The sequence below is a fragment of the Geodermatophilus sp. SYSU D00766 genome, assembly GCF_054049915.1.
Genome location: NZ_JBJGYI010000030.1, coordinates 15,509 through 42,323, shown reverse-complemented (window position 1 = coordinate 42,323; position 26,815 = coordinate 15,509). Strand labels below are relative to the sequence as shown.

Annotated in this window: 29 protein-coding genes and 1 tRNA gene; 18 read left to right on the top strand and 12 right to left on the bottom strand. The window is 76.1% G+C overall.

The genetic code is table 11. The features are described 5' to 3' along the window. A complete protein-coding gene (locus ACI8AD_RS18760; protein ID WP_456872038.1) occupies positions 1–654 on the bottom strand; it encodes a hypothetical protein in 654 nt (217 codons plus the stop codon). A 192-nt stretch (positions 655–846) separates the two neighbouring features. On the opposite strand from ACI8AD_RS18760, the gene ald reads away from it, so the two are divergent. From ald to ACI8AD_RS18720, 8 genes are all read left to right on the top strand, one after another. Beyond that, the gene (gene ald, locus ACI8AD_RS18755; RefSeq protein WP_456872037.1) at positions 847–1,962 is read left to right on the top strand and encodes an alanine dehydrogenase; all 1,116 of its coding nucleotides are present in this window, start codon (positions 847–849) and stop codon (positions 1,960–1,962) included. 50 nt (positions 1,963–2,012) lie between these two features. Then, positions 2,013–2,948: a site-specific tyrosine recombinase XerD gene (locus ACI8AD_RS18750; protein WP_456872036.1), complete on the top strand. Its 936-nt coding sequence runs from the start codon at positions 2,013–2,015 to the stop codon at positions 2,946–2,948. A gap of 198 nt (positions 2,949–3,146) precedes the next feature. Next, positions 3,147–4,052, top strand: a complete 906-nt coding sequence (locus tag ACI8AD_RS18745) for a ParA family protein (RefSeq protein WP_456872035.1) — start codon at positions 3,147–3,149, stop codon at positions 4,050–4,052. After that, positions 4,049–4,549 (top strand): hypothetical protein, encoded by a 501-nt coding sequence (locus tag ACI8AD_RS18740; RefSeq protein WP_456872034.1) that lies wholly within the window; start codon positions 4,049–4,051, stop codon positions 4,547–4,549. The genes ACI8AD_RS18745 and ACI8AD_RS18740 overlap by 4 nt, the downstream gene beginning before the upstream one ends. A gap of 28 nt (positions 4,550–4,577) precedes the next feature. Continuing rightward, positions 4,578–5,414: a segregation and condensation protein A gene (locus ACI8AD_RS18735; protein WP_456872033.1), complete on the top strand. Its 837-nt coding sequence runs from the start codon at positions 4,578–4,580 to the stop codon at positions 5,412–5,414. Continuing rightward, entirely contained in the window at positions 5,411–6,226 is an 816-nt protein-coding gene (gene scpB, locus ACI8AD_RS18730) for an SMC-Scp complex subunit ScpB (protein WP_456872032.1), read from the top strand. The genes ACI8AD_RS18735 and scpB overlap by 4 nt, the downstream gene beginning before the upstream one ends. Positions 6,227–6,244: 18 nt before the next feature. Beyond that, the gene (locus ACI8AD_RS18725) at positions 6,245–7,312 is read left to right on the top strand and encodes a DUF2332 domain-containing protein (protein ID WP_456872031.1); all 1,068 of its coding nucleotides are present in this window, start codon (positions 6,245–6,247) and stop codon (positions 7,310–7,312) included. Positions 7,313–7,377: 65 nt separating this feature from the next. After that, positions 7,378–8,223, top strand: a complete 846-nt coding sequence (locus ACI8AD_RS18720; RefSeq protein ID WP_456872030.1) for a pseudouridine synthase — start codon at positions 7,378–7,380, stop codon at positions 8,221–8,223. Positions 8,224–8,255: 32 nt separating this feature from the next. Here the strand turns inward: ACI8AD_RS18720 and ACI8AD_RS18715 are convergent, their stop codons facing one another. Beyond that, positions 8,256–8,423: a hypothetical protein gene (locus tag ACI8AD_RS18715; RefSeq protein WP_456872029.1), complete on the bottom strand. Its 168-nt coding sequence runs from the start codon at positions 8,421–8,423 to the stop codon at positions 8,256–8,258. Between the two features lie 116 nt (positions 8,424–8,539). After that, positions 8,540–8,704 carry a hypothetical protein gene (locus ACI8AD_RS18710; RefSeq protein WP_456872028.1) on the bottom strand — a complete coding sequence of 55 codons (165 nt, stop codon included), beginning with the start codon at positions 8,702–8,704 and terminating at the stop codon, positions 8,540–8,542. A 379-nt stretch (positions 8,705–9,083) separates the two neighbouring features. Between ACI8AD_RS18710 and aroH the strand changes: the two genes are divergently transcribed. Genes aroH through der form a run of 3 tightly spaced genes read left to right on the top strand, consistent with a single transcriptional unit; the run spans position 9,084 to position 11,520 of the window. After that, positions 9,084–9,446, top strand: coding sequence for a chorismate mutase (gene aroH / locus ACI8AD_RS18705; protein WP_456872027.1), 363 nt, complete (start codon positions 9,084–9,086; stop codon positions 9,444–9,446). 35 nt (positions 9,447–9,481) lie between these two features. After that, positions 9,482–10,177, top strand: a complete 696-nt coding sequence (gene cmk, locus ACI8AD_RS18700) for a (d)CMP kinase (protein WP_456872026.1) — start codon at positions 9,482–9,484, stop codon at positions 10,175–10,177. Further along, positions 10,174–11,520, top strand: a complete 1,347-nt coding sequence (der, locus tag ACI8AD_RS18695) for a ribosome biogenesis GTPase Der (RefSeq protein ID WP_456872025.1) — start codon at positions 10,174–10,176, stop codon at positions 11,518–11,520. Before cmk ends, der begins: the two co-directional genes overlap by 4 nt. Before the next feature lie 3 nt (positions 11,521–11,523). Here the strand turns inward: der and ACI8AD_RS18690 are convergent, their stop codons facing one another. Beyond that, entirely contained in the window at positions 11,524–13,095 is a 1,572-nt protein-coding gene (locus ACI8AD_RS18690; protein ID WP_456872024.1) for an MDR family MFS transporter, read from the bottom strand. 152 nt (positions 13,096–13,247) lie between these two features. Beyond that, entirely contained in the window at positions 13,248–13,424 is a 177-nt protein-coding gene (locus ACI8AD_RS18685) for a hypothetical protein (protein WP_456872023.1), read from the bottom strand. Positions 13,425–13,828: 404 nt separating this feature from the next. Here ACI8AD_RS18685 and ACI8AD_RS18680 point away from each other — a divergent pair, with 404 nt between their 5' ends. Further along, positions 13,829–16,462, top strand: coding sequence for a LuxR C-terminal-related transcriptional regulator (locus tag ACI8AD_RS18680; protein WP_456872022.1), 2,634 nt, complete (start codon positions 13,829–13,831; stop codon positions 16,460–16,462). A 5-nt stretch (positions 16,463–16,467) separates the two neighbouring features. Here ACI8AD_RS18680 and ACI8AD_RS18675 read toward each other — a convergent pair whose 3' ends face one another. Beyond that, the gene (locus ACI8AD_RS18675) at positions 16,468–16,674 is read right to left on the bottom strand and encodes a hypothetical protein (RefSeq protein WP_456872021.1); all 207 of its coding nucleotides are present in this window, start codon (positions 16,672–16,674) and stop codon (positions 16,468–16,470) included. A gap of 292 nt (positions 16,675–16,966) precedes the next feature. Here ACI8AD_RS18675 and ACI8AD_RS18670 point away from each other — a divergent pair, with 292 nt between their 5' ends. From ACI8AD_RS18670 to ACI8AD_RS18655, 4 genes are all read left to right on the top strand, one after another. Then, positions 16,967–17,701, top strand: a complete 735-nt coding sequence (locus tag ACI8AD_RS18670; protein ID WP_456872020.1) for a CPBP family intramembrane glutamic endopeptidase — start codon at positions 16,967–16,969, stop codon at positions 17,699–17,701. A 78-nt stretch (positions 17,702–17,779) separates the two neighbouring features. Next, a tRNA-Pro gene (locus ACI8AD_RS18665) sits at positions 17,780–17,853 on the top strand. A gap of 286 nt (positions 17,854–18,139) precedes the next feature. Next, complete coding sequence (locus ACI8AD_RS18660) at positions 18,140–19,102, top strand: AraC family transcriptional regulator (protein WP_456872019.1); 963 nt, start codon at positions 18,140–18,142, stop codon at positions 19,100–19,102. Positions 19,103–19,166: 64 nt separating this feature from the next. Further along, positions 19,167–20,135: a helix-turn-helix transcriptional regulator gene (locus ACI8AD_RS18655; protein ID WP_456872018.1), complete on the top strand. Its 969-nt coding sequence runs from the start codon at positions 19,167–19,169 to the stop codon at positions 20,133–20,135. 408 nt (positions 20,136–20,543) lie between these two features. Here the strand turns inward: ACI8AD_RS18655 and ACI8AD_RS18650 are convergent, their stop codons facing one another. The 3 genes from ACI8AD_RS18650 to ACI8AD_RS18640 all read right to left on the bottom strand — a co-directional run bounded on the left by ACI8AD_RS18650 (position 20,544) and on the right by ACI8AD_RS18640 (position 24,211). After that, complete coding sequence (locus tag ACI8AD_RS18650) at positions 20,544–20,822, bottom strand: hypothetical protein (protein WP_456872017.1); 279 nt, start codon at positions 20,820–20,822, stop codon at positions 20,544–20,546. A gap of 178 nt (positions 20,823–21,000) precedes the next feature. Continuing rightward, the gene (locus tag ACI8AD_RS18645) at positions 21,001–22,350 is read right to left on the bottom strand and encodes an ANTAR domain-containing protein (protein WP_456872016.1); all 1,350 of its coding nucleotides are present in this window, start codon (positions 22,348–22,350) and stop codon (positions 21,001–21,003) included. 613 nt (positions 22,351–22,963) lie between these two features. Continuing rightward, the gene (locus ACI8AD_RS18640; protein ID WP_456872015.1) at positions 22,964–24,211 is read right to left on the bottom strand and encodes a PP2C family protein-serine/threonine phosphatase; all 1,248 of its coding nucleotides are present in this window, start codon (positions 24,209–24,211) and stop codon (positions 22,964–22,966) included. 141 nt (positions 24,212–24,352) lie between these two features. Between ACI8AD_RS18640 and ACI8AD_RS18635 the strand changes: the two genes are divergently transcribed. Together ACI8AD_RS18635 and ACI8AD_RS18630 are read left to right on the top strand one after the other, a co-directional pair. Beyond that, entirely contained in the window at positions 24,353–24,490 is a 138-nt protein-coding gene (locus ACI8AD_RS18635) for a hypothetical protein (protein WP_456872014.1), read from the top strand. A gap of 461 nt (positions 24,491–24,951) precedes the next feature. Next, the gene (locus tag ACI8AD_RS18630; RefSeq protein WP_456872013.1) at positions 24,952–25,341 is read left to right on the top strand and encodes a VOC family protein; all 390 of its coding nucleotides are present in this window, start codon (positions 24,952–24,954) and stop codon (positions 25,339–25,341) included. A 116-nt stretch (positions 25,342–25,457) separates the two neighbouring features. On the opposite strand, the gene ACI8AD_RS18625 is transcribed toward ACI8AD_RS18630, so the two are convergent. Genes ACI8AD_RS18625 through ACI8AD_RS18615 form a run of 3 tightly spaced genes read right to left on the bottom strand, consistent with a single transcriptional unit; the run spans position 25,458 to position 26,511 of the window. Then, positions 25,458–25,739 carry a winged helix-turn-helix transcriptional regulator gene (locus ACI8AD_RS18625; protein ID WP_456872012.1) on the bottom strand — a complete coding sequence of 94 codons (282 nt, stop codon included), beginning with the start codon at positions 25,737–25,739 and terminating at the stop codon, positions 25,458–25,460. After that, the gene (locus tag ACI8AD_RS18620) at positions 25,736–26,140 is read right to left on the bottom strand and encodes a VOC family protein (protein WP_456872011.1); all 405 of its coding nucleotides are present in this window, start codon (positions 26,138–26,140) and stop codon (positions 25,736–25,738) included. Before ACI8AD_RS18620 ends, ACI8AD_RS18625 begins: the two co-directional genes overlap by 4 nt. Further along, positions 26,137–26,511 (bottom strand): site-specific integrase, encoded by a 375-nt coding sequence (locus ACI8AD_RS18615; RefSeq protein WP_456872061.1) that lies wholly within the window; start codon positions 26,509–26,511, stop codon positions 26,137–26,139. Before ACI8AD_RS18615 ends, ACI8AD_RS18620 begins: the two co-directional genes overlap by 4 nt. Positions 26,512–26,815: the final 304 nt, after the last annotated feature.

The following is a 26,815-nucleotide window of genomic DNA, read 5'->3' as shown; positions in this document are numbered from 1 at the left end:
TCAACCCGAGCGCGGCGGTGCGGTGGCGCCGGACCCGGCCGCGTCCGGCACCGGCAGCCGCAGCCCCAGCCGGCCGGCCTCCAGGGACGCCAGCAACCGCACGGCCGCCGGGTCGCCGGCCCGCCACGCCTCCCCGGTGCCCGGCGGCAGCGCGGCCAGCCGGGGCAGGGGAGCGGTGGCCACCGCACGGGCGGCCAGCAGCTCCAGGTCCGGGTCGGCCGCCCGCAGGATCTGGGAGGCCGCCGACGCCTCCCGGACCCAGCGCAGCCGCCAGGGCAGCCAGCGCAGCAGCAGCCAGCCCACCGGCAGCACCACCAGCACGACGGCGAGCACGGAGGCCAGCGTGGCGACGGCGTCCTGCGCGGCCTGCCCGGCGCCGCTCACCGACCCCGCGGCGTCGCCGAGGGACCCCAGCGGCTCGGCCAGCTCGTCGCCGACCACCGGCACGTCCTCGGCCGCCGACGCCGCCGACCCCATGCTGTCGGCCACCGAGGTCCCGAGGTCCTCCACCGCCCGGCCGGGCTCGGCCAGCACCAGCACCGCGCCGTGCACCGCCCGGGCGACCAGCACCCACAGCACCAGCCAGGCGAGCATGCCGGCGTCGGCCAGCACCTGGCCGAGCCGGCGGTCGGAGCGCGAGGCGTACAGGCGCATCGGGGTGTTCCTCCTCCTCGGGGGTGACCCGGCCACTACCCGGGTCACCCGCCGGGCCATCGTGGGCGCTGCGCGGACTGACGGCAGCCCGGGCGCTGGTTAGGGTCCGTTCCGGGTCCCCTCACCGGGGGCGCGAGGACAGGCGCGGGACCGACGACCTCGGACCGGCCGCAGCGACAGGAGTGGACCGCCATGCACGTCGGGGTGCCCCGAGAGGTCAAGAACAGGGAGTACCGGGTCGCGCTGACCCCCGCTGGGGTCACCGAGCTGACCAGGGCCGGTCACACGGTGCTCGTCGAGCGGGGCGCGGGGGAGGGCTCCTCCATCCCCGACGGCGACTACACCGCCGCCGGCGCGCGCATCGTCGACAGCGCCGACGACGTCTGGGCCGACGCCGACCTGCTGCTCAAGGTCAAGGAGCCCGTCGAGGAGGAGTACGGTCGGCTGCGCGCCGGGCAGACGCTGTTCACCTACCTGCACCTGGCCGCCTCGCGGCCCTGCACCGAGGCGCTGGTGGCCTCGGGCACCACCGCGATCGCCTACGAGACGGTGCAGACGGCCAACGGCGCGCTGCCGCTGCTGGCGCCGATGAGCGAGGTCGCCGGGCGGATGGCGCCGCAGGTCGGCGCGCACAGCCTGGAGCGGGCGCACGGCGGTCGCGGCGTCCTGCTCGGCGGGGTGTCGGGCGTCTACGCCGCCAAGGTGGTCGTCATCGGCGCCGGGGTGTCGGGCATGAACGCCGCCACCATCGCCCTGGGCATGCAGGCCGAGGTCGTCGTCCTGGACAAGGACGTCGACAAGCTGCGCGCCGCCGACAACGTCTACCGCGGGCACCTGCAGACGGTGACCTCCAACGCCTACGAGGTGGAGCGGGCCGTCCTCGACGCCGACCTGGTCATCGGCGCGGTGCTGGTGCCCGGCGCCAAGGCCCCGACCCTGGTCAGCAACGACCTGGTCAAGCGGATGAAGCCGGGCTCGGTGCTCGTCGACATCGCCGTCGACCAGGGCGGCTGCTTCGAGGACAGCCGGCCCACGACACACGACGACCCGACCTTCCGGGTGCACGAGTCGGTGTTCTACTGCGTGGCGAACATGCCCGGAGCCGTCCCGAACACCTCCACGCACGCGCTGACCAACGTGACGCTGCCCTACGTCATGGCGCTGGCCGAGCAGGGCACCCGCGCGGCGGTCACCGCCAGCCCGGCCCTCGCCCACGGCCTCAACGTCGCCGCCGGGCAGGTCGTGCTGCCGGAGGTCGCCGAGGCGCACGGGATGACCGCCGTGCCCTGGGAGGAGGTCCTGTCCTGACCGTCACGGCGCCGGCCGGCACGCCCGCGCGGGACACCGACGTCGAGCGGGTGGTCACCGGTTACCTCGACCACCTCGCCGTCGAGCGCGGGCTGGCCGCCAACACCATCGCCTCCTACCGCCGCGACCTGCGGCGGTACGCGCAGTACCTGGCCGCGGCCGGGGTGCGGGGGCTGGGCGAGGTCGCCGAGAGCGACGTCGCCGGGTTCCTCGCCGCGCTGCGCGCCGGGGACGACGGGCACCCGCCGCTGTCGGCGACGTCGGCCGCGCGGGCCGTCGTCGCCGTCCGCGGGCTGCACCGCTTCGCGCTGCTCGACGGGCTGGTGCCCGGCGACGTCGCCGCGGAGGTGCGGCCCCCGGCGCCGGCGCGGCGGCTGCCCAAGGCGGTGCCGGTGGAGGCGGTGGTGGCGCTCATCGAGGCCGCGGGCTCGGTGGAGGGCCCGCGCGGGCTGCGCGACCGGGCGCTGCTGGAGGTCCTCTACGGCACCGGGGCGCGCATCTCCGAGGCCGTGGGCCTGGCCGTCGACGACCTCGACCGCGGCCAGTCGGTGGTGCGGCTGGCCGGCAAGGGCGGCAAGGAGCGGATCGTCCCGGTGGGCAGCTACGCGCTGCGCGCGGTGGAGGACTACCTGGTGCGCGCCCGCCCGGCGCTGGCCGCGGCCGGGACGAGCGCGGCGCGCGGCGGGGTCCGCGGCGGGCGGCTGTTCCTCAACGCCCGCGGCGGGCCGCTGTCGCGGCAGAGCGCCTGGGCGATCCTGCGCTCGGCGGCCGAGCGCACCGCCGACGCCACCCTCGCCCGGCACGTCTCGCCGCACACGCTGCGGCACTCCTTCGCCACCCACCTGCTCGACGGCGGCGCCGACGTGCGCGTCGTGCAGGAACTGCTCGGGCACGCCTCGGTGACGACGACGCAGGTGTACACGCTGGTCACCGTCGACAAGCTCCGCGAGGTCTACGCCGGGAGCCACCCGCGTGCCCTGTCCTGACGAGACGACCCCGTCCGCGTCGGCACCTCTTGCCAGCTCCTACTGAGGAGTACGGACTCGTCACCGGCAAGATCCGCCAGCGACGGCGTGTCCCGTGGATCGGTGCAGGTCATCTCCCTACCGTCGACCCCGACCCGAGCGGACCGGGCCGGCCGACCGCGGCCGGCACCGCCGGGGAGCACGGAGGAGTGGCGACTCATGGCGATCCGAGGGGACGTGGCCGGTCAGGCTCTCGCACTCCCGGCCGACGGCGGGGAGATGGGGGCGGCCGCCTCGCGGCTGGACCCCGCCCGCGCGCGTCAGCACCGGCTGCCCGAGCCCCCGCCCCTCGAGCGGCACGGCCCGGCCCGGGTCATCGCGATGTGCAACCAGAAGGGCGGCGTCGGCAAGACGACGTCGACGATCAACCTGGGCGCCTCGCTGGTCGAGTACGGCCGCCGGGTGCTGCTGGTCGACCTCGACCCGCAGGGCGCGCTGTCGGTCGGCCTGGGCGTGCCGGCCCAGCAGCTGGACCGCACCATCTACAACGCGCTGATGGAGCGGCGGACCACGCTGGCCGACGTCCGCGTGGGCACCGACGTGCCCGGCCTGGACCTGGTGCCGAGCAACATCGACCTGTCCGCAGCCGAGGTGCAGCTGGTCAGCGAGGTCGCCCGCGAGCAGACGCTGCTGCGCAAGCTGGACTCGGTGCGCGAGGAGTACGACTACATCCTCGTCGACTGCCAGCCCTCCCTCGGCCTGCTCACCGTCAACGCGCTCACCGCCGCGCACGGCGTGGTCATCCCGCTGGAGTGCGAGTTCTTCTCCCTGCGCGGCGTGGCGCTGCTGGTCGACACGATCGACAAGGTCAAGGAGCGGCTCAACCCGTCGCTGGAGATCGACGGCATCCTCGCCACGATGTACGACTCGCGCACCGTGCACTGCCGCGAGGTGTTCAGCCGCGTCGTCGAGGCCTTCGGCGACACCGTCTTCCGGACCGTCATCCACCGCACGGTCCGCTTCCCGGAGACCACCGTCGCCGGTCAGCCCATCACCACCTGGGCGCCGACCTCCTCGGGTGCGGCCGCCTACCGCGACCTGGCGAAGGAGGTGATCGCGCTGTGACCCGCCGTCCGGTCCTGCCGGGCGCCGACGAGCTGTTCCGGCGCACCGACACCCCGCCCGCGGCGGAGGTCACCGAGCTGACCCCGCTGAGCTCCGCGGTGGCGTCCCCGTCGCTGCGCGCGGCCCGCCGGGCGGTGGCCGAGCCCGAGCCCGAGCAGCCGGCGCCGCTGACGCTGGTGCCCGGCGGGGCCGCCACCGACCCGCTGGCCGCCTTCCGCGCCCCGGCGCCCCCGCCGCTGCCCGCGCCCGGCGCGCGCGCCCGCGGCAAGGCGGCCCGCGCCAGCGGGGCCGGCCGCACCCGGCACGACGAGAAGATCACCGTCTACATCTCCGCCGAGGACCTGCTGGCGCTGGAGAGCGCGCGGCTGTCGCTGCGCGCCCAGCACGGCGTGGCGGCCGACCGCGGCCGGATCGTCCGCGAGGCGGTGTCGGTGCTGCTCGCCGACCTCGCCGAGAACGGCGAGGACTCCGTGCTGGTGCGCCGCCTCAAGGGCTGAGGCGCTCCAGGGCATACATTTGCACTCCGTGAGCGGAGAGGCGCACGCGGTCGCGACCGCGCCGGAGCCGGTGGACACCGGCCGCTTCACCGTCCGGCTGACCAACTTCGAGGGCCCGTTCGACCTGCTGCTGCAGCTGATCAGCCGGCACCAGCTCGACGTCACCGAGATCGCGCTGTCGGTGGTCACCGACGAGTTCATCGCCCACCTGCGCGCGCTCGGCGACGAGCTCGACCTCGACCAGGCCAGCGAGTTCCTCGTGGTCGCCGCGACCCTGCTCGACCTCAAGGCCGCCCGGCTGCTGCCGGCCGCCGACATCGAGGACGAGGACGACCTCGAGCTGCTCGAGGCCCGCGACCTGCTCTTCGCCCGGCTGCTGCAGTACCGCGCCTACAAGGAGGCCGCCGCGGTGCTGCGCGAGCGGGAGGCGGTCGCCGTCCGCCGGCACCCCCGCGAGGCGCCGCTGGAGCCGCGGTTCGCCGAGCTGCTGCCCGAGGTGCTGCTCGGCGTCACCCCCGAGCGGTTCGCCGCGCTCGCCGCGCGGGCGCTCACGCCGAGGGAACCCCCGACGGTCGGGGTCACCCACCTGCACGCGCCGCCGGTCAGCGTCGCCGAGCAGCTGCTCGCCGTCCGCTCGGCGCTGCTGGGCGCCGGCACGCTGACCTTCCGCGCGCTCACCGGCGACTGCGCCACCACGCTGGAGGTCGTGGCCCGCTTCCTCGCGCTGCTGGAGCTCTACCGGCAGCAGCGGGTCACCTTCACCCAGCTCACCCCGCTCGGGGAGCTGCAGGTGCGCTGGACCGGTCCGGCCGACGTCGCCGCGGTGGCCGACCTCGGCGGGGCGGCCGACGGGGAGGCCCCGTGACCGGGGAGCCCGAGGACCGCGGCCCGGTCTCCTGGGAGGCGCTGGCCGCGGAGCTGGCGGCCACCCGCGAGGAGGCGGCCGGGCGGCCCGACGCCGACCCCGCCGTCTGGGACGCCGTCGCCGCCGAGCTCGCCGCCCGCGTGGCCGAGCGTCCCGCGCCGCCGGCCGGCGACGTGCCGCCGGTACCGGAGGAGCCGCTGGTCCTGCCCGGCATGCCCGAGCCGGAGCCGGAGGAGGAGCCGGAACCGGAGGAGGAGCTCGACCCGGCCGACCTGCGCGGCGGGCTGGAGGCGCTGCTGTTCGTCGCCGAGGGGCCGCTCGACGAGGCCACGCTGGCGGGGGCGCTGCGCGTCCCGGTGCCCCGGGTGCGGGCGGCGCTCGCCGAGCTCGCCGACGGCTACGACGGGCGCCGCGCCGGCATCGCGCTGCGCCGCGCGGGGGAGGGCTGGCGGCTCTACACCCGCGAGGAGTTCGCGCCCGTGGTCGAGCGGCACCTCACCGGCGCCGCGCGCAGCCGGCTGACCCAGGCGGCGCTGGAGACCCTCGCCGTCATCGCCTACCGGCAGCCGGTGACCCGCGCGCGGGTGTCGGCGATCCGCGGCGTCGGCGTCGACGGCGTCATGCGCACGCTGCTCTCCCGCGGCCTGGTCGCCGAGGTCGGCACCGACCCCGACAGCGGCGGTGGCCTCTACGGGACGACGGCGCTGTTCCTCGAGCGGCTCGGGCTCAGCGGCCTGCACGAGCTGCCGCCGCTGGCGCCGCTGCTGCCCGACGCCGCCGAGGTCGCGCGGGAGACCTCGGAGACGGCCTGACCGCCTAGGGTCGCCGTCGTGCCGGGGCCGACCGCGGGTGGCGCGCTCGCCGACGCGTACCGGCGCTTCGCCGGAGACGCCACCACCTCGCCGCTGTCCGCGCGCGTCGCCGCGGCGGTGGGCGGATCGGAGGAGGCGCTGCGGGCGCTGGCGGCGGTGCCGGCGCGCCGGCGGGGGCCGGCGGCGGTCCTCGCCGCGCTGCACGACCTCGCCCTCGCCGGGCGCGCTCCGGCCCTGGCCGCGGCCCACGGCTCCGGGGACGGCGAGGCCGCCGCCGTCGCGGCGGTCGACACCCTGCGGCGGGCGGCCGACGCGGTGGAGGCGGCCGGCGCGCGGCGGCGGGTGCTGTCCGACGAGACCGGGCACCCCGCGGTGCTGTACCCGGCGCTCGCCGAGGCGGCGCGGCGGGCCGGTGCCGACGCCGTCGGGCTGGTCGGCGTGGGCCGCCCGGCGGGGCTGGACCTGCTCGTCGACCGCGTCGGCATCTCCTACACCGACGGGCGATCCCTGGGGGACCCGTCGTCGCCGGTGCAGGTGACGGCCCGGGTGGTGGGGGACCGGGCGGTCCCGACCCGGTCGCTGCCGCCGGTCCTCGCCCGGGTCTGCGCCGACGTCGACCCGCTGGACGTGACCGACGCCGACGACGTCCGGTGGCTGCGCGCCTGCCTCCCGCCGGACCGGCCCGAGCGCCGGGCGGGGCTGGACGCGGAGCTCGCGCTGGCCGCGGCCGACCCCCCGGTGCCGGTGCGCGGCGACGTCGTCGAGGTGCTGCCCGACGCCGTCGCCCGGGTGCCCGCCGGCGCCCTGCCCGTCGTCGTGACGGCGTGGTCGCTGGTGCGGCTCTCCCCGCAGCGCCGGGAGCGCTTCCTGCACCGCCTGGACGAGGTCGCGGCCGGGCGGCCGGTGGCGTGGGTGTCGGTGGAGGGGGTCGGGGTCGCACCGGGCGTCCCGACGCTCGGCGACCGCCCCGCCTCGGGCCACAGCACCGTCGGCGTCACGCTGGCCGACCGGTCGGCGCGGCGGGCCGAGGCCGTCGGCCGGTGCTGGTCGCGGGGCCGCGTGCTCGCGTGGCTGGCCGGCACCTGACCGCCCGGCCGCCCGGCCCGCCGCCGCGTCCCGGCGGCCGGCGAGAGGGTGGGAGACTGGCGCGGATGGACACCGCACCGCAGCCCGACGACCTCCCCGGCACCCCCGGCGGTGAGGGCTGGTCGGAGGACATGGAGCTCGCCCCGGCCCACCCCGGCGACCGCCCGCCCTCCGCCACGGCCGACCGCGAGGGCGAGCGGCTGCAGAAGGTGCTCGCCCGCGCCGGCGTCGGCTCGCGGCGGGTGGTGGAGAACATGGTCGACCAGGGCCGGATCAGCGTGAACGGCCGCACGGTCACGGTGCAGGGCACGCGGGTGGACCCGGCGAGGGACAAGATCGCTGTCGACGGGCAGCGGATCGAGCTGCGCGACGACCGGGTCACCTACGCGGTGAACAAGCCCGCCGGGGTGATCACCGCGATGAGCGACGACCGGGCGCGGCCGACCGTCGGCGACATGGTGGGCGACCTCGCGCCCGGGCTGGTGCACGTGGGCCGGCTCGACCAGGACACCGAGGGGCTGCTGCTGGTCACCAACGACGGTGAGCTCGCCCACCGGCTGGCCCACCCGAGCTACGGGGTGAAGAAGACCTACCTCGCGCAGGTGTCGGGCTCGATCTCCCGCGACCTGCACCGCCGGCTGCGCGCCGGCATCGAGCTCGACGACGGCCCGGTGAAGGTCGACTCCTTCCGGATCGTCGACGCCCACGCCGGCCAGTCGGTGGTGGAGGTCGTGCTGCACGAGGGCCGCAAGCACATCGTGCGGCGGCTGCTGGCCGCGGTCGGCCTGCCGGTCTCCCGGCTGACGCGCGTCGCGGTCGGCCCGGTCTCGCTGCAGCGGATGCGCAGCGGCGCGATCCGCCGGCTGACCCGCCAGGAGGTCGGCGCGCTGGAGGAGCTCGTCGGGCTCTGAGCCCGCCCACCGTCCCCGGCCGCTCGGCGCGGTCAGACGGTCAGCGCCAGGCAGATCCAGCACAGCGGGTCCCCGGCGTCGGCCCCGTCGTCGGGCCAGGCCCACTCGGCCGGGTCGAGGAGCGTCACCGGTGCGAGGCACACCGACCGGCCGACGGCGAGACCGTCGCCGCTGACCGCGTGGAGGCGACCCAGGGGCACGCGCAGCGATCCTCCTGAGCGGTAGAAGGGCCGCACCGCGTCCGCACCCACCGTCCAGCGCCCACCGGGCTCGGTGTCCGGGCACCGGGCTCCCTCGGGGCCCTGCTGGCCACCGGTCACCGGAGCACCAGCTGCTCCCCGGCGGGGGATCGCCGGGCGAGCCCGGCCAGGATCGCGCGGGCGTCGTCGGTGAGCGTGGCCGACCCGAGCCGGACGACGACGCGCCGGTGACCGAGCTGCCGCAGCGCGGTCACGGTCCGGCACAGCGCCTCGGCGCCCACCCGGTCGAGGTGGCCGCGGAGGGAGACCTGACCAGCGGCGCGGTCGGTGCGCGCGGTGAAGGACGGGGGCTTCGCACGGGACGGCCCGTCGCGGGGCGGTCCCGGTGGGCGTGCGGGGGGCCGGCGGTGGGTCTCTTCTCGACTCACCCCTCAACCGTTACGAATCCGTCCGATAGACCCCAGGGCCTTTGGTCCCCGGAGGGCGCCCGGGGTCCTGGACCGTTATCCCCAACTTGTGCACGGACCTGGTCCGACCGAGCGGCCGGCACCGGGGTCGAGGCACCGGTGGGGGAGGACCGGTCCGGCCGGGTGGCGGGCGGAACCTAGACTCGACCGGGCACCCCGGATCCGGGAGCCCGATCGACGGAGGAGGGTGCTCGTGGCCGTACGGGCCATCCGGGGCGCGACACAGGTGGACGCCGACGACCGCGGCCTGGTGCTCGAGGCCACCCGGGAGCTGGTGAACGCGGTGGTCGAGCGCAACGCGCTGCACCACGACGACATCATCAGCATCCTGTTCACCGCGACACCGGACCTGGTGTCGGAGTTCCCGGCCCTGGCCGCCCGCGAGCTGGGCATGGGCGACGTGCCGCTGATGTGCGCCACCGAGATGGCGGTGCCGCACGCGCTGCCGCGGGTGCTGCGGCTGATGGCGCACGTGGAGACCGACCGGCCGCGCGCGGGCATCCAGCACGTGTACCTGCGGGGCGCGGTGGCGCTGCGGCGGGACATCGCCCAGTGAGCGGTCCGGTGACCCGAGGAGTGGAGGACGTGGACATGAGCGGTTTCCGGGGACAGGTGACCCTCGACGGCCCGTCCGGCACGGGCAAGTCCAGCGTCGCGCGGGCGGTGGCCGCCCGGCTGGGCGCCGCCTACCTCGACACCGGCGCGATGTACCGCGCCGCCACGGTGGCGGTGCTCGACGCCGGCGTCGACCCCGAGGACGCCGACGCGGTGGCCCGCGTGGTGGCCGGCGCCCGGATCGAGGTGGGGACGGCGGCGGAGACCGAGCGGGTGGAGGTCGACGGCACCGACGTCGCCGAGCGCATCCGCGGCGCCGAGGTCACCCGCGCCGTCTCGGCGGTCTCGGCGGTGCCCGCGGTGCGGCGGCAGCTGGTCGACCGGCAGCGGTCGCTGGTGGGCTCGGCCGACGCGGTCGTCGTCGAGGGGCGCGACATCGGCACCGTGGTGCTGCCGGAGGCGACCGTGAAGGTCTACCTGACCGCGGCGCCGGAGGCCCGCGCGCAGCGGCGGGCCCTGCAGCTGGGGATCAGCGACCCGGCGGAGGTGGCCGCGCTCGCCGCCGAGCTGCGCCGCCGCGACGAGTACGACAGCAGCCGCGCGGACAGCCCGCTGCGGCCGGCCGCCGACGCGGTGGTCGTGGACAGCACCGACCTGGACCGGGAGGGCGTCGTCGACCGGGTGGTCGGGCTGGCGCTCGCGGCGGCCGGGGCACGAGGGGTGGACGCGTGAGCGAGGAGGGCACCGGCGGCCCGCTGCCGGTGGTGGCGGTCGTCGGCCGGCCGAACGTGGGCAAGTCGACGCTGGTCAACCGGATCCTGGGCCGCCGCGCCGCGGTGGTGCAGGACGTCCCGGGCGTCACCCGCGACCGGATCTCCTACGAGGCGCTGTGGAACGGGCGGCGGTTCACCGTCACCGACACCGGCGGCTGGGACCCGAGGGCCGAGGGGCTGGGCGCGTCGATCACCCGGCAGGCCGAGTTCGCGATGCGCACCGCCGACGTCATCGTGCTCGTCGTCGACAGCCAGGTGGGCGCCACCGACACCGACCTGGCCGCCGCGCGGATCCTGCGCCGCAGCGACCGGCCGGTGATCGTCGTCGCCAACAAGGTCGACGACGAGCGCAGCGAGTCCAACGCCGCGGAGCTGTGGTCGCTGGGGCTGGGGGAGCCGCAGCCGGTCAGCGCGCTGCACGGCCGGGGCTCGGGGGACCTGCTCGACCTGGTCCTCGACGCGCTGCCCGAGGCGCCGCGCGAGCAGCCGGAGGAGGGCGGCCCGCGCCGGGTGGCGCTGGTCGGGCGGCCGAACGTGGGCAAGTCGAGCCTGCTCAACCGGCTGGCGAAGGAGGAGCGCTCGGTCGTCGACTCGGTGGCCGGCACCACCGTGGACCCGGTCGACTCGATCATCACGCTGGGCGGGGAGGAGTGGCGGTTCGTCGACACCGCGGGCCTGCGCCGCAAGGTCAACACCGCCAGCGGCACCGAGTACTACGCGAGCCTGCGCACCGAGGCCGCGATCCAGGCCGCCGAGGTCGCCGTCGTGCTGCTGGCGGCCGACGAGGTGATCAGCGAGCAGGACCAACGGGTGATCACCCAGGTCATCGAGGCCGGCCGCGCGCTGGTCATCGCGTTCAACAAGTGGGACACCCTCGACGAGGACCGGCACGCCCAGCTCGAGCGCGAGATCGAGCGGGACCTCGCCCGGGTGCGGTGGGCCTCGCGGGTCAACATCTCGGCGGCCACCGGCCGCGGCGTCGGGAAGCTGCCCGAGCACCTGCGGGCCGCGCTGGCCTCCTGGGAGACCCGGGTGCCGACGGCGGAGCTCAACGCCTACGTCCGCCAGCTGGTGCAGGAGACCCCGCCCCCGGCCCGCGGCGGGCGCGCCCCGAAGATCAAGTACGTGACGCAGGCCGACGTCCGGCCACCGCGGTTCGTCGTCTTCTCCACCGGCTTCCTCGAGGCCGGCTACCGCCGCTTCCTCGAGCGCAAGCTGCGGGAGCGGTGGGGCTTCGGCGGCACCCCGATCGACATCTCGGTCAAGGTCCGCGAGGGCCGGGGGAACGAGCGGCGCGGCTGACGGTCAGGCCACGGTCGCGGCGTCGTCGGCGGGGTCCTCGTCGGGGTCGTCGTGGGGGTGGTCGTGGGGCTCGTCGTCGAAGCGCAGCGGCTCGGTCCGCCGGGGCATGGCCAGCACGGCGAGGGCGATGACGACGGCGGTGACCGCCGTGGCGACGAAGACGCCGTGGGAGGCCTCGTGCAGGCTCTCCCGCGCGAAGTCGGCGACGGCGCCGCCCTGGGCGAGCGCCGCGGTCGTGCTGTCGACGTCGGTGGGCACCTCGCCGTCGAGACCGGGCGGCGGGGCGGCGAAGCGGGCGGCCAGGGTGGTGTTGGCGATCGCGCCGAACACCGCGGCGCCGATCGCCGAGCCCATCGACCGGGAGAACATGTTGGTGGCGGTGACGACGCCGCGCCGGTCCCAGCCGACCACCGACTGCACCGCGACGATCAGCGGCGCCGACGACAGTCCGAGGCCGAGGCCGGTGAGGAACATCCAGGCGCCGACCTGCCACAGCTGCGCCGACGGGCCGAGCAGCGCCGTCCCGGCGGTGCCCGCGACGGCGAGGACGACGCCGAGCAGCGCGGTGTCGCGGAACCCGATGCGCAGGTAGAGCCGGCCGGACAGGCTCGCCGCGATCGGCCACCCGAGGGTCAGGGCCGCCAGCGCGAAGCCGGCCTCCAGTGCCCCGGCGCCGAGCACCCCCTGCGCCCACGTGGGCAGGTAGGAGCTCAGGCCGATGAGCAGCGCGCCGAGCCCGAGCGCGGCGACGTTGCCGCTGAGCAGGATCCGGCGGCGCAGCACCCACGGCGGCAGCACCGGCTCGGCGGCCCGCCGCTCCACCAGCGCGAAGGCGACGAGCAGCACGGCCGCCGTCGCGAGGACCGCGATCGAGACCGGTGACGACCAGGCCCAGGCGCTGCCGCCCTGCAGCAGGCCGACGATGAGCAGCCCGGCGCCGGCGGCGAGCAGCACCGACCCGGCGACGTCGAAGCGGGCCTCCCGGCGCTCGACCCGCTCGGTCCACCGCCGCCACAGCGCGACCAGGGCCACCGCGCCCAGGGGCAGGTTCACCCAGAAGATCCAGCGCCAGGACAGGTAGTCGCTGAAGACCCCGCCCAGCGTGGGGCCGAGCACCGCGGAGATCCCCCACACCGAGGCCACGTAGCCCTGCACCCGGGCGCGTTCCTCGACGGTGTAGATGTCGCCGATGACGGTCATGCCGATCGGCTGGATCGCCCCCGCCCCGATGCCCTGCAGCGCGCGGCCGACGATCAGCGCCGGCATCGACCAGGCCAGGCCGCAGAACAGCGACGCCGCGACGAACACCGCGATGCCGACCAGCAGCACCGGCTTGCGCCCGTGGACGTCGGCGAGCTTGCCGTAGACCGGCACCGTCACCGCCTGGGTGAGCAGGTAGACGCTGAACAGCCACGGGAACTGGCTGAAGCCGCCGAGGTCGTCGACGACGGCGGGGACCGCGGTGGCGATGATCGTGCTGTCCAGCGCGATGAGGGCGGTGCTGAGCATGACCGCCCCGAGCACGGGACCGCGCTCGGAGCGGAGGCCGATCGAGGCCCGGGTTCCCGTCGTCACGGGCAACGACAACCCGGGGGAGCGCCGGCGCGTTCCCGACGCCGGAGCTCACCGCCGGACGGGCGCCCGCAGCTCGTCCGCACGCCGGTCCGTCCGGCCCTCGGGACGCAGCAGGAGCGTCCTGGCCACCCCGGCAGCTGCATCGGAGGAGCTCACGGCGCGCCCACCGGCCAGCCTGCGGACGCCCAGACGACGACGATCGCCACGGCGAGCACGCCGAGGGTCAGCAGCAGCGCCCAGGCGGCGAAGGCGGGGCTGTACTCGTCCTCGGCCGGGTCGCGACCGGCCGGGTCGGCCAGCTCCGGAGGGTGCACCTCGGGGATCGGCATCGGTCCTCCTGGCATCCGCCGGGACGGGCACACGGGCAGCGGCGAGCGTGGCCGCAGGCGCTCGGCACGGCCTCACCTGCGGCGGATGAGTTCCGGGCCGCAGAGGGACCGCGATGCCGCTCCGCCGCCGGGGAGCCGACCACCGGCCCGACCGCGGTGAGCGGGCGGCGGGGTCGTGGACCACCCGACCGCCCACGACCTCGTCCGGGCGGGGTGAGACCACAGCCGGCGGACCCGCACGGAGCCGGATCGCCGCCCCGGCCGTCGCCGTCCGGTCCCGTCCGGTTGCGTTCCGTCTACGGTCCGGGCCGGTTGCCCCTGTCGGGATCGTCTCGGTCGTCGTACGTTCGTGCTGCTGCGAGGGGGATGCCGTGGCCTCAGCGAGGGGCGCGAGACGGTCCGGGGTGCCACGGGCGAAGACCGCGGTGCCGCGGTTGTCGCCCGGGTACGTGCCCCGGCCCCGGCTGCTGGCCGCGGTCGACGCCGCGGCACCGGGCCAGGTCACCGCGGTGTGCGCGCCCGCCGGTCACGGCAAGACGCTGCTGCTCGCCGACTGGGCCTCCCGCGTCCCGGACCGGACGGCCTGGGTCTCCCTGGACGGCGACGACGACGACGACCAGCGCTTCTGGTCGGCGGTCCTGACCGCGCTCGCCTCCTGCCCCGTCGTGCCGGAGGACTCCCTCCTGCAGTCGATCGCGGCGCCGCACCTGCCGAGCCGGGACCCGGCGTTCCTCGCCGCGGTGGTCGACGCGATCGACGCCGTCCCCGAGCCGGTGCGTCTGGTCCTCGACGACGTGCACGAGCTGACCGCACCCGAGCCCAGGCGCGGGCTGGCCACCCTCGTCCGCGACCGTCCCCCCGGGCTGCACCTGGTGCTCACCGGACGCACCGACCCGCCGCTGCCGCTCAGCCGCATGCGGGTGGCCGGCGAGCTCAACGAGATCCGGGCGGAGGCCCTGCGGTTCTCGGTGCCGGAGGCGGACACCATGCTGGCCTCGGCCGACGTCGAGGCGAGCCCCGACCAGGTGCGCCTGCTCGTCGAGCAGACCGAGGGCTGGGCCGCCGGGCTCCGGCTGGCGGCGCTGTCGCTGCGCGAGACCGACGACCCCGACCGCTTCCTCACCGACTTCGTCGGCAACGGCCGGGCCGTGTCCGACTACCTGGTGGGGGAGGTCCTGGCCCGGCTCCCGTCCGACGTGCTGGACCTGCTGCGCGCGGTGAGCGTCTGCGACCAGCTGTCCGCGCCACTCGCGATCGCGGTGTCCGGCCGGCCGGACGCGGCGGAGGTCCTCGACGCGATGGAGCGCGACACCTCGCTGGTGCTCAGCTGCGGTCAGGGTCGCATCTGGTACCGCGTGCACCCGCTGCTGCGCTCGCACCTGCTGGCCGACCTGACGCGCCGCCGTCCCGAGGAGGTGCTGCGCCTGCAGCGCAGCGCGGCCGGGTGGTACGCGTCCCGGGGCCGGACCGTCGAGGCCCTCACCCACGCGCGGCGGGGTGGGGACCCGGCCGCCGTCGTGCGGCTGCTCCGCCAGGACAGCGCCCGCCTGGTCGCCGACGGCCGCTACGGGGCGATGCGGGAGGCGCTGGACTGGCTGGGGGATGCCGTGGCCGCCGACCCCTGGCTGGAACTGCTGGCCGGGCTCGTCGACGTCGAGGCGGGCGCGCTGGTCGCGGCCGACGGCCACCTCGCCCGTGCCGACCTCGTCTGGCCGACCGAGCCGGGGCAGGAGCTCACGGAGCTGCGCACCCTGGTCCGCGCCCGCCGCGTGACCATGACCGGGAACCCGGCGGACATGGTGACGGCGACGGAGGCGCTCGCCCCGACGGTCGAGGAGGCCACCGGCCTGGCGGTGACGGCGGCGCTCGACCGCGCGCTGGCCCTGCTGACGGTCGGCCGGTGGGACGAGGCGGAGAGCCTCGTGCGCGGGGCGCTCGCCCGGGCGGAGGCCTCGGGGCAGCGGTACCTGACCGCCCGGGCCCGCACCGTCCTCGCCGCCCTCGCCGGGGTCCGCGGGGACTTCCGGCGGATGTCCGCGCTCGCCGAGCAGGCCGACGTCGGCGCCCACGGGACCGACTGGCGGGCCACGGCCGGCGTCGCCTTCACGGCGTCGATGCGCGCCTACGCGGCACTGCTGCGGGTGGAGCCGCAGTCGTGCCTGGACCTGCTCTCCCCGGCGCTCGCCTTCTACGACCGGGAGCCGCCGCCCCCGTCGAACCCGGTCGCGGTCACCGTCCGGGCGCTGTCCGGCGCCGCGTCGGCCGACCTGGGGCGCGAGGTCGACGGGCTGGAGGAGATGCGGCGGTCCCGGACGGCGGTGGCCGACCACCCGATGGCGGCCAGCGCGGCCGCGCTCGTCGCCCTGCTCGAGCACGGCGTGGCCCACCGCACCGGGCACGCCGAACCCGCCCGCGCCGCGCTGGAGTGGGCCGAGTCGACGCTGGGGACCGGCGGGGACGTGGCCCTCATGCGGGCACACCGGCTGGCCGCGCTCGGCCGGTACCGCGCCGCCGGCGAGGTCCTGCGGCCGCTGCTGGACCGGTCGCTGGCGGCCACGGTCCCGTGGGCGCGGTTGGCGGGCTGGGTGCTCGACTGCCGGCTCGCGGTGGCGGAGGGCCACCCGGCCCGCGCGCGCGGCAGCCTCGAGCAGGCGCTCGCGCTGACCGAGGCGACGGACGCGCTGCGGCCGCTGGCGCTCGCGCCGGACGAGGTGGTCGAGCTGCTCACCCGGCAGCTGGGCAGCTTCGGCGGCCTGGACCCGACCGCGCACCGGGTGCTCGCCGCGCGGCAGGCCCTGGGGGTCGGCACCCACCCGGTGGCGCTGACCGAGCGCGAGCGGGCGGTGCTGCGCCTGCTGCCCACCCAGCGCTCGTTCGACGAGATCGCCGGCGACCTCACCGTCTCCCACAGCACGGTGAAGACCCACGTCCGGGCGATCTACGGCAAGCTCGGCGTCAACTCGCGCAGGGACGCGGTGGAGACCGCCCGGCGCCGTGGCGTGCTCGTCGAGTCGAGGTCGGAGGACGCGCGGTCCTGAGGGCCTCAGCCGGGGACCTCGTGCAGGGACACCACCCGCAGCCCGAGGTCCTGCATCCGTGCCAGCACGCCGTGCAGCTGTGCCTCGTCGACGATGTCGCCGTGGATGATCGTCTCGGGCGGGGCCTGCACGACCTCCAGGTCGGAGAACGCCCCGCGGGTGTGGTCGGACAACCACCCCGCCACCCGGAACTCGTAGCGTCGCGACGACACGGGTCACCTCCTGGCTCGATCCCCGCGGATCGTCCCCGGACCGGCCGCGCGGCAGGTCCCCCGCCCGGGATGAGATGCCGCTGCGCCCCGACCGGTCGGCGCGGCCGCGGCGGACGTCATCCGCCGCGGAGGAGGTCGCGGGTGCCGCCGCCCAGCACGCTGTCCCCGCGCCCGGCCGACGCATCCGTGCCCGGCCTGACGGAGTCGAGGGGAGATCCGGTGGGCCTGGCCGCTCCCCGACGACGAGTTCGCGCAGCAGAGGGCGCGACTGCTCGCGGGGTAGGAGCCGGTCGTGACGGCAGGCGCCCGGGTCCCGCGGCGGACCACGGCGGGATGGCGGGGCGTGCCGCTCGCCGTCGTGCTCGTCGGGGTGCTGCTGCTGTGGAACAACGTCGTCGTCCCCGCCCTGCCGGGGGACACCGGGACCTACGTCGCCGTGAACCTCGCCGCCGCCGGTGTGCTGCTGGCCACCGCCCGGCTGACCGGTTCCTCGTGGGCGGACCTCGGCCTGGCCCGCCGCGACGTGCCCGCGGGGCTGCGGTGGGGCGGTGCGGCCCTCGCGCTCGTCGCGGCCGGCTACGCGGCCGTCCTCGCGTTGCCCCCCACCCGCCCCCTGCTCGCCGACGCCCGTGTCGCCGGCCTCGACCCGGCGGAGCTCGCCGGCGACGTGCTCCTGCGCATCCCCCTCGGCACGGTCCTGTGGGAGGAGATCGCCTTCCGCGGGGTGCTGCTGGCGGTGCTGCTCCGGGTGCTGCCACTGCGTGCCGCGACGGCGGTGGCGGCTGGGGTGTTCGGGCTGTGGCACGTGCGGCCCACGCTGAGCGGCTTGGCGGCCAACGACCTGGTCGACGGGCCGCTCGCCACGGCCGCGGCGGTGGCGCTGGTCTGCGCGGGGACGGCGGTGGCCGGCGTGCTGTTCACCTGGCTGCGGCTGCGCAGCGGCAGCCTGCTGGCCCCGGTGCTGCTCCACCTGGCGACCAACACGCTGGGCACCCTGGCCGCGCTCGCCGCCCACCGGCTCGGCTGAGGCCGCCTTCGGGATGCTGGGAGCGGGTGCGGTAACCTGCTGTGGCAGCGATCGGGCGGTGCGAGCCGCCCGGGCGCTCGGGCTGTAGCGCAGCTTGGTAGCGCACTTGACTGGGGGTCAAGGGGTCGCAGGTTCAAATCCTGTCAGCCCGACAGTGGAACCGCAGGTCAGAGGCGGGTCACCCGACGAGGGTGGCCCGCCTCTCGCGTGTGTACAGGAACGCGTACAGCAACGCGGCGAGCGTGACTGCGGAGGCCCACCTGGTAGCCCCGTTCGCCGGCCGGCCGTACTCCGTCGAGTGCGTGCGCGAAGCGGCATGCACTGCGCTGCGGGGCGAAGGGCTTCGCACAGCGGGTGTCGGCGGCTACCGTCGGCCAGGCCGGCACTGCCGGCGGCGGCTCAGCCACGGCCTCCGAAGCGCGCGCACGGAGGCGCGTCATGCCGGTCGAGGTCGTCGAGCTGTCCATCCGGGAGCCGGACGTCGCCCAGGCCGTGCTCACCGACCTCTACCGCTCGGAGCGTCCGCTCGCGTTCTCCGGCGTCCGCGGGTCGTTCACCTGCGAGCTCCGGTCGGCAACGGCCGGTCACTTGACGGCGGACCGGCTGAAGTTCACCGCGGGCATGCGCTGCGCTGTCGCTCCGCTGAGCGACCTGGTGGTGGCCAGTCCGGTGAGCGGTGGGTGCCGGTACGTGGCGGGCCGGGAGCAGGTCACCACACGACCGGGCGTGGTGTTCCGGTGCCCGACCGGCGTGCCGTTCACGAACGAGTGGGACGACGTGGACGTGGGCATCGTCCGGCTGCCGCTGGCGGTGATCGAGCGGGTGGCCGAGGAGCGGCTGGGTGTCCCCGGGGCCGACGTCCGGTTCGACGGGACGAGCCCGGTGTCCGAGCCGATGCGCCGCACCTGGCTGGGGCTGATGCGGTTCGTGCACCAGCAGGTGGCCGATCCCGGCAGCGGGCTGGCCGAGCCGCTGGTCGCCGCGCAGCTGGCCGAGCTGGTGGCGGCGACCGCGCTGGCGGCGTTCCCGAACACCACGATGACGTCGGGCCACCTGCCCGGCGCCGGCGCGGTGGCGCCCGCGGTCGTACGGCGAGCGGTGGCGTTCGTCGACGCGCACGCCTCGCTGCCGATCAGCGTCACCGACGTCGCCCGCGCCGCCGGGGTCGGCCCGCGGGCGCTGCAGCTGGCCTTCGCCCGCCACCTCGGGCTGAGTCCGATGGGCTACGTGCGGCGGGTGCGGCTGGAAGGCGCACACCGGGAGCTGCAGGCCGCCGACCCGACCGCCGGGGACACGGTGGCGGCGATCGCGCTGCGCTGGGGGTTCGCCAAGCCCGACCGGTTCGCCGCCGCCTACCGCGCCGCCTACGGGGTGACCCCCGCCCACACCCTGCGCACCTGATGGTCCTGGGACTGACATCGCCCTGCGAGTCGACATCGCCTCACGAGCGGGAGGGGAGGGCGGCATGGGAACCGCCACACCGGGAGCACTACGGCGGCACGAGTACGCCACGTCTGACCCGGGCGAGGCGCGACAGCTCATCGACGACCTCTTCGGCGGCCGACTGCAGCTGGAGGCTTCCCCGGACACCAGATGGGAGGCCAGAGTCAGGACGCTGGACGCGGGTGCGTTCAGCATCAGCGATGTCCTGGTGCCCGCCGACCTCACGTTCGACCTGGCCGGCCAGGACGACGTCCTCGTCTCCGTAGCCGTCGCCGGTGCCATCGGGTACGACCGCGGGCACGCCCTCGAGCGGTACGTGCCCGGGGACGTGTTCATCGCCAACCACCCCGACTCCCGAGCCGTCGCCGACAGTCATGAAGCTCGGACCCTCAGCGTCGCCCTCCCACAGTCACTGCTCACGGACGTCGCCCGGGGCACGTCGGCCACGAACGAGCCGTGGCGGTTCACGGCCTCACAGGCCACTCCCGGCGGAGCTGCTCGATGGCGGCAGGTCACCCGCTTCGTCGACGACCTGGTCGCCGAGCCCGAGGCCGCGGCCTCGCCGCTGCTGCTCGGGCCGGCCGCACGGCTGCTGGCCGCGACCGCGCTGACGATCCTGCCGAACACCGCCGTTGCCGAACCCGCGGCCGCGGACCGCGCCGACGCCCACCCCGGCACGCTGCGCCGCGCGATCGCGTTCATCGACGCCAACGCGGACGCCGACATCTCCCTGGCCGACATCGCCCGGGCCGCCCACGTCACTCCCCGCGCGGTGCAACTGGCCTTCCGCCGACACCGGAACACCACCCCGACCGCCTACCTCCGCCGGGTGCGGCTGGCCCAAGCGCACCGGCAGCTACGCGACGCCACCCCCGGCGACGGTGTCACCGTGACCGCCGTCGCCGCCCGCTGGGGCTTCACGCCCAGCCGGTTCACCGAGCGCTACCGCGCCGCCTACGGCGTGCTGCCCAGCTCCACCCTGCGCACCTGACCCGCCCCGTGCGGTCCGCAACCGGCGGACCTCCAGTCCCCGGCGCAGCGCCTCCGCCCGCTGCCGGCACGCGGCGGCGTCGGCGACGAGCTCGACCGCGTAGCGCCGGGCCCGCTCGGCCGCAGCGGCGCGGCGCGCCGCCATCTCGGACAGGTCGATCGGCGTCGCACGCTGCGCGTGCCCCCGGCTGTCGGCCATCGCGCTCACCGGTGCCCTCGCTGCCCACTCGTGGGGCGCCGCGTGCGGAGAGCCACCGCCTGGGCTCAGCGGGGCGCTGCTCGTCCGAGAGACCGGCCGCACGCGGCGACCCGCGGTCAGCGGACTCCCCGACCGTGGGCGGCGCCGACCGAGCGGGCACGCGGCTGCGCTCCGTGGGGGTGTCGGTTCGCCGGCCCGGGGAACTGCGGGTCAGTGCGCGGCGGACTCGAGCGCGTCGGCTCGCGCCCACATCCGCAGCGCCAGGCGGCGTTGCGCGTCGGCCCGTCTGCGCGCCCGTGCCGCCCGGTTCCGGTGCGGCCCGGGCTCATCGGTGGTGCCGGCGGCGGCGTCCGCGGCCTCCGCGACGGCGTCGTAGCTCAAGGCCGCGGCTGCGGCCGTCGCGGCGGCCGCCCGGATCGCTTCAGCGGACTGGCGCACGGCCGCGGCCCGCCAACCGCTGAGCGGCGACCGCTCGGGTGCTGCCGTCACGGGATGAGCGTGCGCAGCCCGCCACCGGCCGGCTACACCTCCGGGCGAACGGTCCACCCCGCGGACTCGCCCGGGAACGAAGCACACCGCCAGAGGGCCGCCGACGTCGGACGAGGCTGTGCCACAGCACTCGGTGCCCGGGACTCGGCGAGGTGGACGACGGCGACCTGCGGCCCGGTCAGATGCGGTCGAGGACGGTCAGCACGTCCGGATCTCCCGCGACCACCATCGGGGCCAGGTCGCGGAGCTTGACGTTGAGCGCCTGGCTGAGCCGGGACAGCCGGTTGAACGCGTCCTCGGCGGAGCCGCCGGTGCGGGCGATCAGCACGCCTTTCGCCTGGTCGATGACCGCCCGGGAGGTCAGCGCCCGCTCCAGGTTGGCCGCCAGCTGTCCGAGCGCGGCCCGCTCGGCGACCTCGCGCAGGATGGCGGCGACCGCCGCGGCGACCATCTCCCCCAGCCGGACGCTGCCGCCGGTGAACACGCCCGGGCGGTCGCTGTAGACGTTGAGGACCATCCACCGCTGGTCGGGCAGCTGCGCCGGCACGGCCAGCACGCTGCGCACGCCGGCATCGGTGAGCAGGCCGCGCAGCCGCGGCCAGCGGGCGTCGGTGGTGACGTCGGCGGTGACGACGACGGCTCGCTGCTCGTAGGCGTCCTGGCAGGGGCCCTCCCCGGCGACCATCTGGTGGCCGTCGAAGACCTGCGCGACGGTGTCGTCGCTGGCCAGCAGCTGTGGCTCCATCGGCGGGCCGACGGTGATGCTCAGCGCGGTCGCGCCGGGCACTGCTCCGCGGACGACGGTGACGATCCGGTGCAGCAGCCGCTGTTCGTCACCGGCGTCCAGCGGCAGCAGGACCAGCTCGGCGAACGCCTGGGCCATCGCCATCCCCGCGCCGCCGGCGTCGCCGGCCGCCTCCGTGGCCACCGGCTCGGTGGCTGCCGCCTCGCCGGCCGGGGGCAGCGCGGCCGGGCTGCCGGTGGCGGGCGCTTCGATGCCCAGCCAGCGCAGCACCGCCGGTCCCGGCGAGGTGGCCTCCCGCCAGCCGAACAGCCGGACCGGCCGGGCCCGCCCGTCCCGGCCGTGGAAGGTGACGTCGACCTGGGCCTCGCCACGCTCGCCGGTGGCCAGCACCGACAGCGCCCGGCGCAGCGGGCCGCGGTCGGCCAGCTCGAGCGAGGCCAGCAGCACCCGCCGGGCCAGCCGGGCGGCGGGCAGGCCGAGCAGCTGGGCCGCGGCCGGGTTGCCGTGCAGGATCTGCCCCTCGGCGTCGGTCCGCAACAGCGCCACCGGCAGCGTGTCGGCCAGCTGGTGTTCCCGCCGCCGCCGGTCGGTGGCCAGCAGTTCGGCGATCGTCTCCTGCTGGGTGCGCAGCTCCTCCTCGGCGACCCGCAGCTCCTCGTAGGCGACCTCGAGCTCGCCCAGCGCCTCCGACAGCTGTTCCTCCGGCGCCGGCGGAGCGCCCCGGAGCCGTTCCAGCGCGGCGGCGATGACGGCGGAGTCCACCCGCGTCGGCGGTTCGGCCACGGTGCCCTCCCCGCGAGGCGGGATGTCAGCGCGGAGCTCGTGCGCCACCGAGCGTACGGCCGGCCGTGCCGATGCGGAGAGCGCCGTCGAGCCCACCGCATCGATCCGGCGACGTCGACGCATCGGCGGGTGGGTGGCATGCCGTCGACGCGGGGTCTACGAGGGCACCGCGAGGCGGCGGACGGCGAGGACGGGGTCGGCGGAGCCGGTCAGGACGGCGAACCCTCGATCCGCCATCGGCGATGACCGGCTCCCGGTGGACACGGCACCGCACGTGGTGCAGGGCCGCATCGGCGAAGGTCAGGCGGCGCCTTCGGCAGGATCGCCCCCGCCCGGTCACGCGCGGACCTGCTCCACAGCCGGAGCGCGATCGCCGTCTCCCGTGCGGTTCGGGGCCGGATCCGTTGCACGGCCTGTCCCTCCTCGTCTCGTGCCCGGACTGGCGTGGTGCGCCACCTCGGCATCGCCCCCGGCGGTTGCCCCGGCTGTCCGTGCGCACTGGTGTCGCACCCTCGGTGACCGCGCCGACACCGCGGACATCGTGCGGTCACGCCCCGCCGACAGGACCCGTCTCCGAGAGCCCTCCCGGAGCTGCGGGCTTCCGAGGTGCGGATCAGACTCTCGGCGAGGTGCGGTCGGGGTCGGCCCCCTGCTCGGCGGTGCGGGCGCGCGGCGGCCCGCCGTACCAGTCGAAGCAGAGCATCGTGGCGTCGTCGCGGAGCTTCCCGCCGGTCGCGGTCAGTACGGCGGCCCCGAGGGCGTGCACGACCTCCCGCGGGTGCAGGTCCGCGGTGTCGGCCAGCGCCGCGGCCACGTCGAGGGATGCCGCGTTGCGCTCGAGCATGCCGTCGGTGAGGAACACGATCCGATCGCCGGGCTCGAGGGGGAGACGCTGCACGTCGAAGGCCTTGCCGGGCAGCACCCCGAACGGTGCCTCGACGCGCAGGGCGATCTCCTCCACGACGCCGCCGCGCAGGCGCAGCGGCAGAGTGTGCCCGGCGTTGACGATCTCGGCGGTGCCCGCGCGCAGGTCCACGCGCACGAGCTGACCGGTGACGAACTGCCCCGGAGGCGCGTTCTCGGCCAGGCAGTCGTTGGCGTACCCGGCCTGCGCGGCGAGGTCGAGCCCCTTCCGGCGGCCGTTGCGCAGGCCGCCGACCAGCAGGGTGGCCAGCAGGGCTGCCGCGACCTGGTGACCGACCGCGTCGGTGATCGACAGCTGCAGGACGTCGCGGTCGAGGTTGTAGTCGAAGGTGTCCCCACCCACCGCGGCGGCCGGCTCCAGCCAGCCGGCGAGGGTGAACTGCCCGGCCTCGCAGGTGTAGGCGCCCGGCAGCAGCCGGCGCTGGATCTCCGCCGCCAGGGAGAACGGAGTCGTGCGCATGCCCCACTCGAACACGTCGGTGTGCCGGCGGGCGGCGACCAGGACGTAGGCCAGCGCGTGCGCGGCGTCACCGATGTCGGCGACCTCCCGAGCCGAGGGAAACCGGGGCAGCGTCAGCTCCAGGAGCCCGATGGCGTCGCCGCGGTCGGTGACCGGAACGACGAGCCGGGCGCCGCCGGCGACCCGCTGCACATCGGCCTGCTGCGTCCGCAGGACGTGGTCGTACACGCTGCCCGGCAGCGGAAGCGTCTCGGCCTGCTCCGGGCCCCGGCTGCGGGCGCCGTCGACCCGGTCGGCCGACGTCAGCCGCACGACCGCGCGGCCGCTGAAGTCGACGAGGAGCAGGTGCACCTGGCGGGCGTCGACCATCTCCGCGAGCGCGGCCGCGACCGCCGGCACCGCCTCGACCGGCGCGGCCGCCTCGACCTCGTGCAGCAGTCCACCGACATCCAGCCGGCCCCCGCCCGGTCCACCCACGCGCCGACCCTAGCCGGGCGACGACGGCCCGCGGCGACACTGGTCCGGCCGGCCGGTCGCGCCGGTCGGCGCAGGTCGGCGCAGGTCGCGGCCGGCTACGGTCCGCGCCGCGGGACGAAGCAGACGAAACCGGTCCCCGCCGTGCAGCTGAGCCCGGCCTACGTCGCCTGGGACGGCTACGAGGAGGACGTGGCCGAGCAGTTGACGGCGGTGGCGGCCGGCCCAGCGGCCGGCGGTTCGCCGCGGCACTGCGGGACTGGCTCGACGCGCACGGGGTGAGCGACGACGGCGAGGCCTTCGTGGGGCGGCCTCCGGCGTGCGTCGTCCTGGTACCGCGGGTCGTGCAGCCGCACGCCGACCGGGTCGACCCCGACCGCTACGTCTTCGCCGGACCGTGCCCCGACCCGTCGCGGCTGACCGGCTGGACGCCGGCACCCGGCGACGACCGGCCGCTGGCCTACGTCGGTCTGGGTACGGCCTGTTCAGGTGCAGCCGTGCGGCAGCACGAGAGGTGCAGCTCCTCGGCGGCTGCGGGAGGCGAGCGCAGGGCCGGGCCTCGGGATCCACCACGCCGCGACGTCAGCCGTCCGGCAGATCGCTGTCGGACCGCTTCTCCGACCGCCCATGGCGTGGCGGAGGGGTCCGGGGCCGGGGGAGCGCGGCCCTTGACGCGTCGACCCGGACTCCACACGATGCAGGGCGACCGTCGCCGGGAGGTTCCAGCCTGGAGAGGCTCCACCATGTCGTTCCCCCGCATCGCCCACGTCGCGCTCACGGTCACCGATCTTGAGCGCAGCGTCCCCTGGTATCGGCAGCTGTTCGGCGCTGAGCCGGTCCTGGACGAGGACACCGGTCCGTTCCGGCACGTCGTGTGGGCGCTGGGCGACACGCTGGTCGGCCTGCACCAGTTCCCGGACGGCGTCGACGACGTGCCGTTCGACGAGCGGCGACCGGGCCTCGACCACCTCTCCTTCGCATGCGCCGACCAGGCCGAGCTGGCGCAGTGGGCCGCCCGGCTCGACGAGCTCGGGATCCGCCACGGCGGCATCAAGGAGGCCGGCTACGGCCTCGGCCTCTCGTTCCGGGACCCGGATGGCCTTCCGCTCGAGTTCTTCGCTCCGCCCGCCTAGGTCGGTCCTGCGGAGGATCTGCGCGCCCCGGGACGCCCGTGTCGCTGAGCGGCCCGCCACGGGACAGGCCGCGCCGCGGCTGAACCCCTGTCGCGCACCGCGATCCCGCGCCACACCTAGGCCCGCTCGGCGCCCCAGCGTGCGAGCGCGACGATCGCCTCGCGCAAGGCGAGCCCGCGATCGGTCAGCGCGTAGGCCCGGGTGTTGTGCCGGAGCGGCAGGCGGGTCAGCACGCCGGCGGCTTCGAGCTCGCGCAGGCGGGTAGCGAGCACGTTCGTCGGCACTCCGAGGTCGCGCTGCAGATCGCCGTAGCGCTGCGGCCCCTCGAGCAGCCGCTCCACGACCAGGAGGGCCCACCGGGCCCCGACGACCTCGAGGGCCGCGGCGAGGTCGCTCACGCGGTCGGATCGGCGTCCGGCTTCATCCAGAACGGCGAGTAGTGGTAGCCGTCGAGGTCGTCGAACTGGCGCTGGTACATGAAGGGGTAGTCGTCGGTGTCACCGATCCGCCCGCCGGCCGCGGCGGCGCGCTCGGTGAGCTCGTCGACCGCCTCGCGGCTGCCGAGGTCGAAGGAGACGGTGACCTTCGAGGGCGTGCGGGGTCCGCCGACCAGCTCCTCGACGCCGCCGACGCTCGCGTACATCTCGCGGCTGCCGAGCATGACGTACTGCTCGGGCGCGATCGCGAAGCACGAGACGTTGTGATCGGACATCTCGGTGTTGAGGGTCCAGCCGAGGGCGGTGTAGAAGGCGGTCGCGCGCTCGACGTCCTCGACCGGGCAGGTGATGAAGAGGCTCATGCGGCGACACTTGCAAAATGCAAGTGCGACGTCAAGCCCCGGCCGCGCGTCCGCGGCCGTGGACGGATCACCGGCTCACGGTCGCGCCGGCTCCCCTCGGCCGAGCACCACTCCTCCTGCCGGAACCGGTGGACCTGCAGTGTCTCGACAGCGGAGCGGGGGAGGGGCACGGTCCGCCGGGACCTGTCGGTCTTGGGCTCACCGAGCTGCAGGCCGCGGGACGTGTGCGTGAAGTTCCAGCGGACCCGCAGCGTGCCGGCGTCGAGGTCGACGTCCCGCCAGTGCAGGGCCAGCGCCTCCCCGCGGCGCAGCCCCGTCGCCAGCATCAGGCGGAACAGGCTCTCCAGCCGGTCGCCGCGCACCTCGTCCAGGAGTGCTGGCGCGTCCTCGACGATCAGGTACCCGGCGTCCCGGCGGTCGACGGCCGGCCGCGGCGGGGTTGCGGCGGAGGAGTCCGTCGCGGACGGCGACGTCCGATGCGCCGCGGAGGACGGTGTAGATCGTCCGCACCGTCGACGGCGCCAGCCCCGCCTCCCGCTTCGCGACGACGAGGGCCGCCACGTCCGAGGGGCGGATGCGGTCCAGGCGGCGGCTGCCCAGAGCCGGAACGAGGTGCTTGCGAGCGATGCTGGCTTAGAGGTCGATCGTCATCACCATCCCCACCGCGGCCTCGAT

Bases quoted from the DNA above. Each gene is read 5' to 3' on its own strand.
- ACI8AD_RS18760 (WP_456872038.1), bottom strand. From the start codon at position 654: ATGCGCCTGTACGCCTCGCGCTCCGACCGCCGGCTCGGCCAGGTGCTG.
- ald (WP_456872037.1), top strand. From the start codon at position 847: ATGCACGTCGGGGTGCCCCGAGAGGTCAAGAACAGGGAGTACCGGGTC.
- ACI8AD_RS18745 (WP_456872035.1), top strand. From the start codon at position 3,147: ATGGCGATCCGAGGGGACGTGGCCGGTCAGGCTCTCGCACTCCCGGCC.
- ACI8AD_RS18720 (WP_456872030.1), top strand. From the start codon at position 7,378: ATGGACACCGCACCGCAGCCCGACGACCTCCCCGGCACCCCCGGCGGT.
- cmk (WP_456872026.1), top strand. From the start codon at position 9,482: ATGAGCGGTTTCCGGGGACAGGTGACCCTCGACGGCCCGTCCGGCACG.
- ACI8AD_RS18685 (WP_456872023.1), bottom strand. From the start codon at position 13,424: ATGCCGATCCCCGAGGTGCACCCTCCGGAGCTGGCCGACCCGGCCGGT.
- ACI8AD_RS18660 (WP_456872019.1), top strand. From the start codon at position 18,140: ATGCCGGTCGAGGTCGTCGAGCTGTCCATCCGGGAGCCGGACGTCGCC.
- ACI8AD_RS18655 (WP_456872018.1), top strand. From the start codon at position 19,167: ATGGGAACCGCCACACCGGGAGCACTACGGCGGCACGAGTACGCCACG.
- ACI8AD_RS18630 (WP_456872013.1), top strand. From the start codon at position 24,952: ATGTCGTTCCCCCGCATCGCCCACGTCGCGCTCACGGTCACCGATCTT.
- ACI8AD_RS18620 (WP_456872011.1), bottom strand. From the start codon at position 26,140: ATGAGCCTCTTCATCACCTGCCCGGTCGAGGACGTCGAGCGCGCGACC.